Source organism: Robertmurraya massiliosenegalensis JC6, from assembly GCF_000311725.1.
Classification (GTDB): Bacteria; Bacillota; Bacilli; order Bacillales; family Cytobacillaceae; genus Robertmurraya; species Robertmurraya massiliosenegalensis.
On sequence record NZ_HE978512.1, the window covers coordinates 63,380 to 80,401 of the forward strand.

Consider the following 17,022-nt stretch of genomic DNA (forward strand, 5'->3'; position numbering starts at 1 on the left):
GATATAATTAAAATCCAAAAAAGGCCCTAATAAAATTGTATTCAAGCATCTATATTTATTATATTCTATCACTGTTATTTTGTTGAATACTAATCTTTTTCCTTAATGCAACTTTGTTGGTTAGACTTAAACTTACCACTCTTTAATACTGAACCATATTGCTTAAATAAAATCGTTCCTACTCACCCAAGAAGGTTAATGACTGACTCCCCATTTGCTTCCAAGCTTCTATGAAATCCTCCTTCTTAACCCCTTTATTTTTCACCCCATCTATTGGGTCATTAAAATAGATTGTTTGATTATCATAACCGGTAATTAACACCGAATGTTCTTTATAAGTGATCTTTATATCCCCATTCGGAGTATTCCATTTTTCAAAAGCAGTAGCAGGAAGCTTTTTGAAAGTTGTGTTAGTAATAACCCATACTGGATTGCCGAGAGAGAGAAAAGTTTGCAGTTCTGAAAATTCTCTGCCGGTTAAATCAATTATTTTTCCTGGCAGATATTGCTCTGCCAGTATTTTGATTGGGTTATGATAAACTCCATATCCCGGATTAGCATAGGAATACATATCCCCAATAAAACCATCATTGGGATCACCCCAGTAAAGGTTTACATTTTCTTCTTTTAAAGGAACTGTATTTTTCTTTACTTTATCTGCGAGTTCCATTTTATCTACATTAATATCTTTGTATTGCAATAGCATAGCAAGGCTAGTTACTTCACAGCCTCTTGGTAACTCTGGGAATTGCCTAATATTTGGCGCATCTAAGAGAACTTGGTCTTTAACTTTCACCAGTACGGTCTTTGCGCTACTTTTTTCTTGTTCAGAAGCTTTTATTACTTCCGGTTTTCTATCAATGGAGATATCCATTATATTCACTCTCTCGGCTTTTTCCGCTATTAATATTAGCAACACAGAAATAACCATAAAAGTAAAACAAACAAAGAATGGGTATTTTGAGCTTTGAAATTTAATGAATAGAAAAATAGATAAGGCCATACTTATTAAACCTGACAAAACTATTAATAAAATCATCTTCCTAACTCCGTTTATACTTAATCATAAGGTTTATTTTTGATTATTCTTCTGCATCAAGTGCCTCTTTGTTTTTCCAAAATTATAATAATGCAAAACCAATATACAGGAATGGACCTATTTTGATACAACAGCAACTCTATCAATGGGACCGAATATTCCCATAGGCACTCACCTTTCCCATATATATATCAATTAAATATGGAGAAACTGTGAAAAATTATCCGCACAAAATAGAGTTCAGGAATTTTAAATGCTATTACCATTTTCATGTAGGGATGACTTTTTTCCAACATTACGAACGGTTCGATGCTAGTAGCTAAAATATTCAACTTTAATGTTATATTTTAAAACCCTAGGGAAGCATTTTGACTGAACCACTATATTTTTATTTCTTCATAGATTCTACAAATTTACCTAGTAATTTATTCTCTAGTACAAAATTAGCCAATAGGAAATAAATAATTTTAAACATGCTAAGTAGGTGGAATTTATGTGTGGATTTGTTGGTTGTGTCTATAATAAGCCTCAAAAAATAAAAGAAGATATGAAAAACAAAATAAAAAAGATGAATACAATGATTACTCATCGGGGACCTGATTCTGAGGGGTATTATTTCGATGAGTATATTAACTTTGGGTTTAGACGACTTAGTATTATTGATATAGAAAGTGGTAATCAGCCGATATCGTATGAAAATGAACGTTATTGGATGATATTTAATGGTGAAATTTACAACTATATTGAACTACGGGAAGAATTAATAAAGAAGGGCCATAAATTTTCAACGGAATCTGATACGGAAGTGATAATTGCTTTATACTCTGATATTAAAGAACAAACTGTAAGAAAACTAAGAGGTATGTTTTCCTTTGTTATTTGGGATAAAATTAATCAAGAGTTATTTGGGGCAAGAGATCAATTTGGTATAAAACCATTCTTTTATTCAGAACAAGATGAAGCTTTGTACTTTGCCTCTGAAAAAAAGAGTATTCTATTAGCTACTTCTTCTTATTTAGATCGTGGTTCATTGCAACACTACCTTAGCTTTCAATACGTACCTGAGCCAGATACCCTTACAAAAGGCATAAAAAAACTCCAACCTGGCCATTATTTTATTAAAAAGCCTGGCAAAATGTTTAGAACCGTGGAATATTGGAAACCTCAATTTCAACATAAAGCTTTACCAGAATCACAACTAATTAAGGAAATTCAAGAAGTTCTAATAGACTCGGTTAGTAAGCATATGCGCAGTGATGTGCCTGTTGGTTCATTTTTATCAGGAGGAATTGATTCATCTTTTATAGTTTCATTAGCTAAACAAGTGAATCCTCGTCTAAAAACTTTTTCGGTTGGATTTGAAACTAAAGGTTTTAGTGAAATAAACGTTGCCCAAGAGACGGCATCAGCCCTTGAGCTAGAGAATATTAACTATATAATTACACCTGAAGAATTTCGAAATGAGCTTCCTAAAATTATTTGGCACATGGATGATCCATTAGCTGACCCAGCTGCAGTGCCATTGTATTTTGTTGCCAGAGAGGCCAAAAATCATGTTACTGTGGTATTATCTGGGGAAGGTGCAGATGAACTATTTGGGGGTTACAATATTTACAGAGAACCCGAATCACTACGACTATTTAACTACATTCCATATCCAGTCAAGCAGTTGCTGAAAACCCTTGGCAACATACTCCCGGATGGAGTTAAAGGCAAAAGCTTTATTGAACGTGGAGTGACTCCTTTGGAAGAGAGATATATCGGTAATGCAAAAATGTTTGAAGAAAGCGAAAAGAAATTGCTGCTTAAAGATTATAGAACTTATTTAGACTATAGAAATATAACCAAACGAATATATAGACTATCTGATGGATACGATGCAGTCTCCAAGATGCAACACCTTGATATTTATACATGGCTTAGAGGGGATATCTTATTAAAGGCTGATAAAATGACTATGGCACACTCCCTTGAGCTTCGGGTTCCCTTTTTGGATAAAGAAGTGTTCAATATAGCTTCAAGAATCCATTACAAACATAAAATTAACAATCATACTACAAAATATATTTTACGAAAGGCGGCGGAGGGAATTGTCCCAGCACATGTCTTGAACCGAAAAAAATTAGGGTTTCCTGTTCCAATCCGTTACTGGCTTAAAGATGAATTATACGAATGGGCCTTGGAATTAATTCGTGAAAGTCAAACTGATTACTTATTTAATAAACAAGAAGTCCTTAATTTGTTAGAACAGCATGTAGCAAATAGGAAGGATAACAGCCGTAAATTATGGACCCTCCTCGTCTTTATGATTTGGCATCAAATTTATGTTGAAAATCTTTATGACTTTGGCTTTGAAAAAGTGAAGAGTGGAAATGAAAAACAAACAGTCCTTATAAGTTAACTCCCCAACATTTTAAAAATACCCAAGCAATTTAAGACTTAGCTTGGGTATTTTCCATTTGACTTCAAGTAACATTAACTCCTATTTAAGACTATTCAAAGAGTTTTTGTCTCTTCTAACTAATTTTTCACTTTCATTTATTATTGTTCAATACTCAACGGTAAGCTTACGCAAAATTCTGTACCATATCCATATTTACTAGTAACTGTGACAGTTCCATGTAACAGCTTAACCAATTCATAAACAACGGCGAGTCCTAATCCCGTTCCACCCATTTCTCTTGAACGCGATTTCTCTACACGATGAAAACGATCAAAAATGAAGGGAAGGTCCTCCTCTGGTATCCCAGTACCAGTATCCTTTACGGTGATTAAGATAAACTCATTTTTTTGTTCAGCCTTAACAACTATTCTTCCTTTTTCAGTATAGTTAATAGCATTCTCCAACAGATTGAGGAGAACTTGATGAATACGGGTACCATCGGAGTAAATAGAAGGTAAGTCATTCTTAATAATTAATATTTCTAGATCTTTTTTTTGGGCTTTAACTTTCACTTTTCGGGACGTTAAATCTATTAATTCTTCAATATCAACCATTTGATAATATAATTTGACTTTACCCTCTTCCATTTTAGATAATTCAAATAAATCTTGAATAAGTTTCGATAGTCGATCAGACTCATTTTCAATAATAATTGAGTAGGACTCCAATTCTTTTTCATCATAGTATTGGTGAGTCTTTATTAAATGTGCATATCCTTTTAGGTATGAAATTGGTGTACGAAGTTCGTGTGAAATATTGGCTAATAATTCGCTTCGATTAGTGCGATAATTATTTAATTCTAAACTGAGTTTATTAATAGCTTTACCCAGTGATCCTATTTCATCGTTTGATTTGATTTTAATCTGTGTTGTCAAATTACCTTTAGCAATTTCTCTTGTTGCTCTCTCCATTAATATTAGAGGTTTGGAAATCTTCCTTGAAACAAATAGAGTGTAAAATAGAGCTAACATAATAGAACCAATAATGGATACAATAATCCAATTTCTTATACTATGCATAAGCTGGTGTATTTTATCAATTGACGAAAAAACAAAGATACCTCCACTAAATTTACCTTCCACTATTAATGGTCTGCCAACAAAAAAAAATTCTTCATTTGTTTCAGGATTCTTGTAGCCTCTATCAAAATACTTTCCTTTTCTTAAAATTTGTAAGAAATCATTTTGAATCTGTTGGCCTTTTTGGAACTCTAATACCGAATTTGAAAGAATAACTCCTTTTTCATCAAAAACAAGTATCTCTCCCTCAGTTGTAGAACTTAGATAATCAAAAGCTTTCGAATCAACCGGAAAGTTATTTTCTAATGTGTTTTTTAATTTATCAGCATGTTGATTTACATTTTGATGTACCTGTTCAGAGTATACCTCCAAGAAAATTCGATCTATAATAAAACCCAATGGCAATAAAATGACAAGAAATAAGACCATCATGATGAATCCTAATTTTAGAAATATTCCATTAACTTTCATTTCATATCCTCGTGTAAATTAAATTTGTAGCCAACTCCCCATACTGTCTGTATAAAAGTTAAATCCTCTATTACCTTTTTAAGCTTTATTCGTATATTTTTAATATGAGAATCAACGTTTCTCAAATCCCTAACCTCGTTAAAGTCCCAAATTTTATCTAGTAATAGTTCCCTTGTAAAAACTCGATTTGGATTTGAAGCGAGCAATGATAGTAAATCAAACTCCTTTGCTGTCAATTCTATTTGCTGCTGATCCAGAAAAAGTTGTCGGCTGTTAAGGTCAATTCGAAACAAACCGTTAAAATAAACGTACTTATTCTCTTCTGATGATTCAGGTTTCCTATGTTCATACCTTCGTAATAAGGCTCTTATTCTTGCCTTCAGTTCCTCAAACTCAAATGGTTTTACGAGGTAATCATCAGCACCCATATCTAGCCCCATTACTTTATCGGATAGTTCAGATCTAGCTGTTAGCATAAGAATAGGCGTCTCTGCGTCATGTTCTCTAATTTTTTTACATACTTCCCAGCCTGATACATACGGTAGCATTACATCCAATATAATTGCATCAAAGGATTTTTCTTGAAGTATATCTATGGCTGTTTGTCCGTCTTTTGCTTCCAAAATATCATATTCAGTTCTTAAGTGAATCTTAAGTAAATCCATCATATATGTTTCATCTTCAACTATTAATATTTTTTTCATCTACATCCCCCTCGTAACTGACTTAAATATTCGCAAAAAACGTTACATTAATTATTAACCTTCTTACAACATCAACAAAAAGAATTAAATATCCATTAAATGTCTTCATGAATGTATTTTTCTTTGAAAAAAGAATAAATTGGAATTGTTACAAATCTAATGACCATATATTGTAGAAATAACACTAAATTTTGAAGAAAATGTGGAGAAAGAAAAAATAAACGAGGCTAACCACCATATCATAAAAGTCCGATTTCGCTCTTAAGGAAATCGGACTTTGCTTTTTGAGAACTATAACTACTGTTATTGCCTTTCTTTCTCAATAAAAAACACTTGAAATATTGAGAATAAGGACTTTTGCTGAAACAAACTAACTACATTACCTCAATAACATATGGAAAAACAATGACTTCATCATTAAATTTAAATTCAGCCCATAATTTATATGTACCAGGTCTTCCAAATTGGGTCTTAAACACAGTTTCATTTTCAGATACTGGATGAACATGCAAAAACTGCTCCACTTTTTGATCAATGATAACAACATGTCCTAATGCCCCTAAGTATTGTTCTGGTATTGCATTATTCATATGAAAAGAAAGGATAATTTCTTCATCCACTTTTAATGGACTAACAACTAATTCAACTATTTTTCCATCTACTTCTTTTTTAAAATCGATGTCTTTTCTTAAACTAGCGAATTTATTTTGTTCAACCGAATCGCTTAGTCGGATTGGTCTGATCTGGTAATTATTACCTATTGGCAAAATATCAACAAATGCCGTATAGGAAGAGTTTGATAAAGAAACATCAATCTTAAATTCATGCTCACTGACTTGTTTTGGATGAAGGTGATAAAATTCATTTAAATCATTACTAACGATAATTAAATGCATCAGTTTTTCGTGCGTAAGTTCAAGTTTTGGACCAAGACCTTCCTCGTCCATTATATGCAAACTTAAAACTCCATTTTGGAATGTGGCTGATACCTCAACGCTTCTATTTACTGCATTTGAATGTTGAAGATGCTCATTAGAATGGTGATGATGTTGTTCCATATTACTTCACTCCTTCTTATAAATTTAGACTGACTAATAATTGTTTGCACAACCTGACATATTTTCTTTTGATGTTTGCGGGTGACAATGTGATTCTGCTTCTGGTGCTTTATCAAGAGCCATCCATTTGTTTCTTTGAAACTGGACGACTAATACAATTGCGCGAACCGCAATATCAATCCCAATTGCTATCCAGACCCCAGCTAATCCCCATCCAAGTTTGATTCCTAATACATAAACCAAAACCGTTCGGATTGCCCACATTCCAATTGCTGTGAGATACATAGGAAACTTTGTATTATTTGCTCCTTGAAAAACACCTGTTAGAATAAGCAACACTGCTAAGAACGGTTGAAAAACGCCTGATATCTTCAAAGCAATCCCGATATTTTCGATTACATCTTGATCCTCTGTAAAAAATCCACTTGCCCACTCTCCGAAGAAAAAGAGCACTAGTCCTAAGATGGTCATGGCTGTAAAGGATAAAATCACGGACAATCTTGCATATTTTTTTGCTTCATCTAGGTTTCCTGCTCCTATTTCTTTACCCACGAGAATTGTAGCTGCAGTAGAGAACCCATACCCAATCATGTAAGAAAATACCTCAACATTCCCAGCAATCTGATGAGCAGCAAAAGCGTTTGTACCTAGAGCTACTACAAAACCAAAATATACTATTTGACCTGCCCGCATTACCAATCTCTCTCCTGCTGCAGGAGCTCCGAGTGACGAAAGTTCCATCAGATGCTGTTTATCTAATTTCCAGTATTCTTTTCGAAAGGCCAATCCCTTTGTCCTTGAAACAAAATAAAATAATAATATGCTTCCTACTATTCTGGAAATCACTGTTGCAAGTGCAGCCCCAACAATCCCCATTCCCGGAATAATTAAAAATCCAAATATGAGTACATAGTCCAATAGTGCATTGATGATATTTATAATAATACTAACCTTCATGGGTGATTTCGTATCACCAGCACCTCTTAAAATAGCACTGATCACGAACATCAAAGACATAAAAATAGAGGGAATGCCAACGATTCTGAAATAAAGAGAGCCAGCCTCTAACACCTCTGCTTCTATCCCCATTACTTTAAGTAAGGGGTTTGCAAAAAATATTGTCACTACTCCTGTAAAAAGACCAAACAAGACAGCCAAAACTATGGACTGCTGAGAAATATGTCTTGCCTTTTCTGGTAAATTAGCTCCAAGAAAGTTTGCTATTCTAACATTTGCAGCTACCCCAATTGCCATAAACAGTGCAAAATAGATAGCTAGGACTGCATTAGTTACCCCAACTGCTGAGACTTCAGCTAGGCCAATTTTTGAAACAAAATATGTATCAACAAAGCCAAGAATTGTTTGGAAAAAATTTTCGATTACTGCAGGGATTGCAAGTATAATAATAATTCTTAAACGTTCTTTATTGGTTTTAATTTCCTTGGTTGCTTCAATATGATCATTCAATAATTATCTGCCTCCTAATGAATTTCCCTTTTGTTCCTATAGCAGATACCCAGATACCCTTAATATTTCTTATTATTTGACTTAATCTTTGATGAATATTCGCGTAATCTAAAAGAGGTCTATTGTTATCCTTTTCCAGTGTTCAAAACTCTTTTAAATTACCTTTATTATCTTTTTAATTTTTTGAAATATATCTTCTGTAAACTCACTTCATCTTCCCAGCACGAAAAACAAAAATAGTGAAAGTCATTTTCTGACTTCCACTTATTTAACGTTAAGCTATTGTATTTTTTTATCTTAAATATTTTAATTGTGTTAGCATTCCACCTGGTGAAATACCATTGTTTGTCTTGTGAAATGGTTTAGTTCCGTTCACCGGCCAATTCCCTGGGTTGTTTGCAGTAAAATCAATGTCAAATCTTTTCCCAGAAGCTACATTAATTGTATCCATCATTTTTCCTTTGCGCAAAAAAGCATCTTCTCCAACTACATTAAAATCATGGCCATGAATGTGCATGGTGTGGGATTGATTTGAATTGTTAATTAAGCCATTGCTTTCTTGCTCTGGATTAGATGAATGATAAAAGAAAGTACCGCTTTGCCATGCGGAAAATTGATACGTAAAAGAATGACCTGGTTTGATTTTAGGTGTTGGCTCTATTTCTGGCATTCCGTCTTGACTATTCGGATTTGATAATCCATGAACATGAAGAACTGTTGGTTTATCAAGTTTGTTCTCTAGTTCAAGTAAAACAACCTCTCCTTGTTTTAAAATTATAATTGGTCCTAGGGTAATTCCATTATACCCCAAAGCGTCTAAGGTAATATCACCTAATATATTGTGTTTAAAGGGTTCTGCAGTCAGTTTGAAATAACGAGCATTATTTAGATATAAAATTCAACTATACAATTTAGGAAAGCAAAAAAATTGTTATTCTTAATAAAGGATTACATACTATCCTATACTTAAACTACTTTCTCTAAAATTCCATTATTATAAGACTTTTTATAGGGTTATAAAATAGTTCATCTTAGGAAAAGCTACTTTTATTATCACAATCGGGAGGTATTTAAATTGCTTAAAACAATTGATGTGGGACTAATGGCAAATCATTTGCCTGCTCATAAAGGAGTAATTCATAGACTGGAAATTTACGAAAATAATACAAAGGACTTACAACTAAATGTTATATTAAAGAAACAGATCATCATTATGGAGAATCATGTTAAAGTAATGAACCAACTTTTAAATCAAACACCGAATATTGTTCTACCACCAATCCCTCAAGACGTCCCAATGAATAATAACCATACAATGAAGCCTGATACGATGTTTGAAGATAGCTCTGTCGCTCTAGATGTACATTTTACTGCGACAGCTATGGCAAAGGAGAATTTTTTATCAGCATCAAATATGAAAGATCCACAAGCAAAAAAATTGCATGTAGAAATGGCTTTACAACAGTTAGAAATCGCAAAACAATATGAAATGCTAGCTCAACAATTAGGCTGGTTAACACACCCCAATGCATCCGATATGGAGAGAAACGCAGCAATTAGTCCTAACTATCCCGTTCCCAATCACCCAACCATGGTAAATAAAAATAATTCTACCAACCTCTATATGAATAACCAAAATAATATAAATTAATCCGTCCATTAACCTAGAGCTTATCAATAGAGGAATACTTTATTATGGAGCATCACAGAATTGCTAGTATTAGACATTTCCGTGATGCTCCTTTTTTCGAAGGAGGCTCCACCCTAATTTATAAATGCTGCACCAACAATGATCAACAATATGAATAATACAACAATTAAAGCGAATCCAGTACCAGCCCCGTAACCTGCACCATAGCCATATCCTCCGAATCCATATCCATAGCCCATATCTATCATCCTTTCAATTAATTTTAGTTTCCATGTCACTATATTTATCTAGAAGAAAAAAGGAATAAACGCTAGTGCAGCAATGGTACCAAGGGCAATCCCCCAACCGAAGCCCCAGCCCCCACCGCCGAAGCCACCTCCATAATATCCATATCCATACCCTCCAAAGTTTCTTCCTCCGCCAAACGGTCTTAAGAATACTCTGTTTGGTGTAGCTCTTTCTATCACTCCACGATGAGTACGTCCGTCATATGTTCTAATCTGAACTGGTCTTCCAATTCCTTTACAACACATGTTGTAATATTGTCCTACAGACATTTTTACACCTCCTGGAAAATTCACTTTTATGACTACAATCATCCTATGTGTTTTTCTAGTAAATGATTGGACATAAGCACAAGACATCAGCGGAAAATCGTCTATAGGTTTAAGAGGGCGTACTCCTATTGCCTTATTAACATAAGATATGTAAAAACTATAAAGGAAGTAGATAAAATGATGTATGATTATCAAGATGCTTTAGCTTATAGTGGTGTAGAAGAAGCGCACCCAGGAGGACATTCTTTAACAAAAAAAATATTAAAAAATGAAAGAATTAATTTAGGTTCAACTGTGCTAGATGCTGGTTGTGGCACGGGGCTGACATCAGCCTATTTAGCAAGAAAATTAAAATGTAAAGTATACGCGATTGATAAGCATCAGCAAATGATTAAAATTGCCACTACAAGAATAAAAAAGGATAAACTCCCGGTAAAAATCATCAATGGAAACATTGAAAAATTACCCTTTCCCGACGATTGTTTTGATTATGTAATCGCTGAATCTTCGACAATCTTCACTGATATTTCTAAGACATTAAAAGAATATCACCGTGTTCTTAAACCATCAGGTGTTGTCATTGATATTGAAATGATCAGTAAGGAATCCTTACAACGAGAAGATAAAACAAGTCTTCAACAATTTTATAATATAAAAAAATTTCCATCAGAAGTAGAATGGGGACAGGCATTTAAAAAGGCAGGTTTTAAGAAGATTGATATCCTTCAAGTGAATTCAATTTTACAAGAATTAGAGGATTATAATGGAAAATTATCTGAACTGAATGAGCGTAAGGAATTGCAAAGAACAGACCCACAAATTGAGGAAATACTATTCGAACATAGCAGAATGATGATGAATTTAGCAGAAAAACTTGGGTACAGTGTATTTAGGGCTGTCAAAATGTAATTGTTGCCGTCTTAATACTGTTTTCATTTTTCTTGTAGGGACCAATAAGTTCACATAAAGAAACCAAAACTATATTAATCTTAAACCTCGGGATAACTTTTTCCCGGGGTTTTCAAATTGTGTCCAGTTTGATGAATTTAGTGTGATGAAAAAGCAACGGAACACTTCTTCACCACACAAAAGATAATCTAGGAGTAGATTTCAATTTTATATTGTTTATTAAGACATCTTTCAATTAATAATTCAGATAATTTCTAACCCATTAATTCTTTAATCGTTTGTTCTGATGAGAAGAATCTTCTTTATATTTGTAGTTTTTTAATCCTTTACCACGCCTAAACCAAATTGTAAAGATTGCTCCTATAATTAAGCCTAAAGAAACAACTTGAGCAATACGCAATGAATCTGTAAGCATTAAACTGTCTGTTCTTAAGCCCTCAACAAAAAACCTTCCGAGAGAATACCACACAACATATGAGAGGAAAATTTCTCCAATCTTTGGCTGAAACTTTCTAAATATGATTAAAATAAAAAAACCTATGAAATTCCAGAGAGATTCATACAAGAAAGTGGGATGATAATAAGCTCCTTCTATATACATCTGATTAATTATAGGGTCAGGAAGATAAAGGCTTTCCAGAAAAGACCTTGTTACTTCTGTCCCATGCGCTTCCTGATTCATAAAGTTTCCCCACCGACCAAGGGCTTGACCGAGGATAATACTTGGTGCTGCCACATCTGCTAGTTGCCAAAATGAAACACCCCTCCTTTTTGCAAAAATAATCGCTGTTATAATAGCTCCAATTAAGGCTCCATGAATTGCAATTCCGCCTTCCCAAATTGCGATGATTTCACCAGGATTAATCGAGTAATACTCCCACTTAAATACTACATAATAAATTCTGGCACTAATAATTGCAATCGGAATCGCCCAAAGTAAAAGATCAGTAAAAATATCCTTTTGAAGCCCTAACTTTTTCGTTTCTCTTGTCGCAAGTAACCAACCTAATCCTATTCCTGCCCCTATGATAATACCGTACCAATAAATTGTGAATGGTCCGAGTTCAAGCGCAACTCTATTTAACGGCTGAATACTTTCCATAACTATTCCTCATTTCTTTAAAATATAGTCATAGAGTATTATATATATGTGGAGATTTTATGCATTATGGACCCCAACCTGGCTTTACTTTTATTTGAACCTATTTAAAAAAGCCCCTCTCTTTACTTGAGAATAAGCTTAAATTATCTATTAGAAATTTACTACTCTTCTTACATGTCCGTAAACGTCTTTATATAGTACACTAATTCTCTAGGGATAGTCTCACTAAAGGATACCTTTGTCCCCTGTATTCTTAAGACACTTATACTTGAGCCAATACTAATCCCAACTAGTCTAAATACCCATGCCCAAAATCAGAGCAATCAAATCTAGAAACCATTATTTTCATAGTAAATAAATTATAAATCTGCAAAGTTTCTTCATATTTTATATGTATATTTTCTATAAATTATCCTTTATGAAAAATAATCTTCGCATAGTAAATAGTTAAGAAAATAATTATGGAGGTTAAAAATGATATTTTATAGGAAGATATCAAAAACAGGTCAAATTACTCTCACAAAGGAGATTTGCACAAATTTGAACCTTATAGAAGGTGAGTACTTATTTATTTACAAATACAGAAATAGTGTTGTAATTCAAAAGAACCATGAGAACACAACTCTTAACCAATGCATTTTTCGAAACGGTAAGATATCAATCCCCGTTGAATTACGTAAATTAACGGGTATTACCCAAAATACTTTATTAAAAGTACAGACTAACAGTTGCAATGATAAAATAATAATCTTACCAGAAAAAGATAGACACTTAAGAGATACTGATATGTCTATCTAATTTCTTGTTGCAAGTAGCCATCCTAGTACAATTCCAATTCCAATAATTATGCCATACCAATATATAGTGAATGGTCCAATTTCGAGAGCCACTCTGTTTAATGGTTATATATTCTCCAATTTTTCACCTCACCTCTATACTAACTTTATGATATAATACATGATTTCTACCGGGATTCTGTATATTTTGAGAAACATACAAGCATTATTATATTTCCTCATTTGATACAAAATAAAAGGCTTATCCTTTTACAAAAAGATAAGCCTAAATTTATCTAATTAGAAATTCGCTACTCTTCGTACATGCCCTTTAAATGTTTTTTGGTAGTAGCCAGTGTTCATGTTAGCAATTGCCACACCTGTAGAAGATTGAGATCCTATGAATTTTCCACCACCAAGATAGATTGCAACGTGTCCATCCCTCTTGTACGTATCAAAGAATACTAAATCCCCAGGTCGTGCCTCACTAAGAGATATCTTTGTACCTTGAGTTCTTAAGACTTCTGTACTTGCGCCAATACTAATACCAGCTTGTCTAAATGCCCAACTCACGAATGCCGAGCAATCAAATCTTCCATTGGCAATATCATAAGCGTTTCTACCACCACCAAAAACATAGACAGAGTTTCCAATATATTTATTTCCTGCTGTTAAAACAGTGTTTAGACTTCCATCATTTGCAGGTGGTGTATAGGCAACTTTTCCACCACTAGTACTAGAAGTACTGCTTTTTCCCTTTGTAGATTGGGAACTGTTTGAAGTTTCTGTTTGTTGTGTTTGATGTGCCGCACGTTGAGCCTCTTGTTCAGCTTGTACCTTAGCCTCTAACTCACTTAGTTTCTCCATATTACCTTTTTGAGCTTCTTCGAGATCCTTACTCAAAGCATCATTTTCTTCCTTTTGTTGTTGCATATAGACTTTCATACCTTCAAGCTCAACCTTGTTTTCATTTAGTTTACTTAGTTTTTGATCAAGAACGGCTTGTTTCTCTACTACAGCTAGCTTATCTAACTCATGTTGCTTAATTAGGTCGCTATCTGCATTAGCTATTTGTGTAACTGCAAATACACGATCTATAAAGTCACTGAAATTTTCAGATCCTAATAGAACTTCAACATAACTAACCTTTCCGCCAGACTCTTGGAAAGACTGGGCACGTTTAGCTAACACTTCTGTTCTTTTATCAATTGTTTCATTTAAGACTGCTATTTCTTCTTCAAGTACTTTTATTTCAGCTTGTGTTGCTTTTATGTCATTTTCTGTCTTTACGATTGTTTCATTATTTTCTTTAATAGCTGCGTCTGTTTTTTTAATTTTTTCTTCCAAAGCAGACAATTTATTCTTTGTTTCATCAATACTTTTTTCTACTTGTTGAATTTGTGTAGAATAATCTGCATAAACAGAAGGGATTGAAATTAAACTCCCTGCTCCTAAAATGATTGACGTATTAAGGACTAATAGTTTCTTTTTCAACATGTCTTCTTCCTCCGACCTATTATTTTCGACAAATTCTATGAGAATGTAAAGGGTGTTAGTGTTTTCTTCTTTAAATGACAAATTTCAGTCTTTTAAAACAAATTTCTTCTTTTTTAGAATATAGCAATCTATTATCGCGTTCAAAGATAATAATTTTACAGTTATGTTTCATTTATTACTACTAGGTCAAAAAAATATGAAAATACCGTTCCTCTAATTTAAGAAACGGTACAGTAGTATTCTTTATTATTAATAGATATTTAGCGATTGCTGATTATTCCATAGTACTAATCCCATTTGGAACATTACCAACTTCAATAGTTTCAATCGCTTTATTTTGTTCTGTATCAATTACTGTGACTGTATTATCAAACATATTTGTTACATAAAGACGCTTGCTGTCAGAACTTGTAACCACTCCGTGGGCACCTTTCCCGGTTTCAATAGTTGCTGTAACCATTTTAGTAGACAAATCGACAACAGTAACGGTATTTGATGGGTCATCTTCTGTTCCTTGGTTAGCTACATATGCATATTGATTATTCCCATCAATATATACTTGTGCTGGTCCTTTCCCTACCTCTACTTTTTCAACTTCATCTGTTTCTAGGTTTACAATGGCAAGTATATTCTCTGCATTTAAGGTCGCTACAAGTGTTTTCCCATCAGACGTAATTCCTGTTGTCACAGGAGTGGAACCCACTGTAATTCTTTTCTGTTCTTTCATTGTTTCAAGATTTACAACACTGACGGAGTCCTCAGCCATATTCGCAATATAAGCATTCCTGCTATCTGATGAAATCCTAAATCCATGCGGCCCTTTTCCTGTATCAACTGTTTCAGTTACTGATAAACTTTCCATATCAATTACCGATACATTATTATCTTCAGTATTTGTGACCAATGCATATTTTCCATCCTCAGTAAAAACAAAATGAGCTGGGTGATTCCCTACTTCAACCGTATTTAATAGTTCATTTGTTTCTATATCAAAAAATAAAGCTTTACCATTCATCTCCATTGACGCATCCCCATGTGCATCTCCGCCATGCGAATCCTCACCATGGTTATCTTCACTTTGTGATTCTCCACCATGACCCATGGCTGGAACTACCGTAGCACCAAGGATCTTTCCATCTGGGGAAACCTGTACGTTGTGAACTGTACCATCCACTTCAATAATCTCATCGACTTCATTTGTAGCTGCGTTTATTTTGGTAATACTCCCTCCCTCATCGGCTGTAAAATAGAATTTTACATTTTCTGTTTCAGAAATATTTGTTTCTTTTACTTCCTCAGATGTTTTTGTTTCTTCTTGCCCCTTTACTGCAGATGCCGAGCTTTGATTAGAGTTAGAACTACACCCTGCTAAGACAGCTCCTGATATTAGTAAAGTAATTAAACTTAATTTTGTTTTATTCATGTAATACTTCCTCCTTTTTTGAATCTATTGTAATGATAATGAGTCTCATAGATTCAAAATGTGATTTACTTCACTTTAAAAAAATAGAGAGGAAACATCTTAAAATATTGTGAAAATCCATAAAAACTGCATAATCTAATCTTAAAATAGATAAATTTATTAAAAGCAAGTCTTTAGTGATTCTAGTTTAGCTCCGATGTTTACATCTTTAGTTATTATCTAAGAATTAAATACAACAAAAAAGCTTATTCGTTAGTTAGAATAAGCTCTTGAGTCCAATATTCATCTTTATATCAGAAAAAGTTTTTTTGACCTTCAATCACCAATTACTTTTCTTAATTTTCCCTTTTCATCGGACTCAGTACAGCTATATAAATATTGCCATCCTGAACAAAGGATTCGAATGTATCTAAAGGTCTTGGCGGAGGACCCCCCACATTAATTCCATATTCATCGTATTGTCCCCCATGACAAGGGCAATAAAATCGCACTCCATTCTCCTGCATTTTCACATCAGCATCTCCAGCAGTGCAACCAAGATGGGTACAGATTGGAGACATAATCAATAAAGAGTTATCCTTTTTGTCTTTATTGATATAAACAAAACTTTCCATTTCTTGTTCTTCCCAAGCATCCTGAATAGTCACTTTATAAGGCACCTTTTTTGGGAATTCTCCTTTTTCTAATTCGCTTAAGGGCCCAAGGTTGGCCATCGTGCTCGTATCAATATTCCTTTTGTCATCACTGCAGGCTGCCAACCCGATAGGCAGCACTGAAACAGCAAATAACCCCACTGTACCCTTCAACGATTTACTTAGAAAATCTCTCCTTTTTAGCATAAAGTTCCCTCCTTTTTATTAAGTTAGCACTCAGTTGTGCAGAAAATTTGAATTTTAATTATGTCAC

Annotated in this window: 15 protein-coding genes and 1 pseudogene; 3 read left to right on the forward strand and 13 right to left on the reverse strand. The window is 33.8% G+C overall.

Going from position 1 to position 17,022, the window contains the following annotated elements; genetic code table 11:
• Positions 1–178: 178 nt before the first annotated feature.
• Entirely contained in the window at positions 179–1,039 is an 861-nt protein-coding gene (locus tag BMSHG_RS06520; RefSeq protein WP_019153631.1) for a C39 family peptidase, read from the reverse strand.
• 493 nt (positions 1,040–1,532) lie between these two features.
• Between BMSHG_RS06520 and asnB the strand changes: the two genes are divergently transcribed.
• Positions 1,533–3,440 (forward strand): asparagine synthase (glutamine-hydrolyzing), encoded by a 1,908-nt coding sequence (asnB, locus tag BMSHG_RS06525; protein WP_019153632.1) that lies wholly within the window; start codon positions 1,533–1,535, stop codon positions 3,438–3,440.
• Between the two features lie 140 nt (positions 3,441–3,580).
• Here the strand turns inward: asnB and BMSHG_RS06530 are convergent, their stop codons facing one another.
• The 5 genes from BMSHG_RS06530 to BMSHG_RS06550 form a co-directional block, all read right to left on the reverse strand.
• Complete coding sequence (locus BMSHG_RS06530) at positions 3,581–4,972, reverse strand: sensor histidine kinase (protein WP_019153633.1); 1,392 nt, start codon at positions 4,970–4,972, stop codon at positions 3,581–3,583.
• Positions 4,969–5,676: a response regulator transcription factor gene (locus tag BMSHG_RS06535; RefSeq protein ID WP_019153634.1), complete on the reverse strand. Its 708-nt coding sequence runs from the start codon at positions 5,674–5,676 to the stop codon at positions 4,969–4,971. The genes BMSHG_RS06530 and BMSHG_RS06535 overlap by 4 nt, the downstream gene beginning before the upstream one ends.
• Before the next feature lie 374 nt (positions 5,677–6,050).
• Entirely contained in the window at positions 6,051–6,734 is a 684-nt protein-coding gene (locus BMSHG_RS06540; RefSeq protein WP_019153635.1) for a hypothetical protein, read from the reverse strand.
• A 33-nt stretch (positions 6,735–6,767) separates the two neighbouring features.
• Complete coding sequence (locus BMSHG_RS06545; RefSeq protein WP_019153636.1) at positions 6,768–8,201, reverse strand: MATE family efflux transporter; 1,434 nt, start codon at positions 8,199–8,201, stop codon at positions 6,768–6,770.
• 292 nt (positions 8,202–8,493) lie between these two features.
• Entirely contained in the window at positions 8,494–9,099 is a 606-nt protein-coding gene (locus BMSHG_RS06550) for a multicopper oxidase domain-containing protein (protein WP_316245664.1), read from the reverse strand.
• Between the two features lie 177 nt (positions 9,100–9,276).
• Between BMSHG_RS06550 and BMSHG_RS06555 the strand changes: the two genes are divergently transcribed.
• Complete coding sequence (locus BMSHG_RS06555; RefSeq protein WP_019153638.1) at positions 9,277–9,852, forward strand: hypothetical protein; 576 nt, start codon at positions 9,277–9,279, stop codon at positions 9,850–9,852.
• Positions 9,853–9,965: 113 nt separating this feature from the next.
• Here BMSHG_RS06555 and BMSHG_RS27410 read toward each other — a convergent pair whose 3' ends face one another.
• Both BMSHG_RS27410 and BMSHG_RS06565 read right to left on the reverse strand, forming a co-directional pair.
• Positions 9,966–10,091, reverse strand: coding sequence for a YjcZ family sporulation protein (locus BMSHG_RS27410; protein WP_019153639.1), 126 nt, complete (start codon positions 10,089–10,091; stop codon positions 9,966–9,968).
• Positions 10,092–10,139: 48 nt separating this feature from the next.
• Positions 10,140–10,409, reverse strand: coding sequence for a hypothetical protein (locus tag BMSHG_RS06565; RefSeq protein WP_019153640.1), 270 nt, complete (start codon positions 10,407–10,409; stop codon positions 10,140–10,142).
• Positions 10,410–10,586: 177 nt separating this feature from the next.
• Here BMSHG_RS06565 and BMSHG_RS25855 point away from each other — a divergent pair, with 177 nt between their 5' ends.
• Complete coding sequence (locus BMSHG_RS25855) at positions 10,587–11,318, forward strand: class I SAM-dependent methyltransferase (protein ID WP_019153641.1); 732 nt, start codon at positions 10,587–10,589, stop codon at positions 11,316–11,318.
• A gap of 262 nt (positions 11,319–11,580) precedes the next feature.
• Here BMSHG_RS25855 and lgt read toward each other — a convergent pair whose 3' ends face one another.
• The 5 genes and pseudogenes from lgt to BMSHG_RS06595 form a co-directional block, all read right to left on the reverse strand.
• Positions 11,581–12,420, reverse strand: coding sequence for a prolipoprotein diacylglyceryl transferase (gene lgt / locus BMSHG_RS06575; RefSeq protein WP_019153642.1), 840 nt, complete (start codon positions 12,418–12,420; stop codon positions 11,581–11,583).
• Between the two features lie 800 nt (positions 12,421–13,220).
• Positions 13,221–13,310: pseudogene (locus BMSHG_RS28170) on the reverse strand (prolipoprotein diacylglyceryl transferase family protein); the annotation flags it as partial.
• A gap of 186 nt (positions 13,311–13,496) precedes the next feature.
• The gene (locus tag BMSHG_RS06585) at positions 13,497–14,693 is read right to left on the reverse strand and encodes a coiled-coil domain-containing protein (RefSeq protein WP_019153644.1); all 1,197 of its coding nucleotides are present in this window, start codon (positions 14,691–14,693) and stop codon (positions 13,497–13,499) included.
• A gap of 274 nt (positions 14,694–14,967) precedes the next feature.
• Positions 14,968–16,116, reverse strand: a complete 1,149-nt coding sequence (locus BMSHG_RS06590) for a YncE family protein (RefSeq protein ID WP_019153645.1) — start codon at positions 16,114–16,116, stop codon at positions 14,968–14,970.
• A 335-nt stretch (positions 16,117–16,451) separates the two neighbouring features.
• Positions 16,452–16,955: a QcrA and Rieske domain-containing protein gene (locus BMSHG_RS06595; RefSeq protein WP_019153646.1), complete on the reverse strand. Its 504-nt coding sequence runs from the start codon at positions 16,953–16,955 to the stop codon at positions 16,452–16,454.
• Between the last annotated feature and the right edge of the window lie 67 nt (positions 16,956–17,022).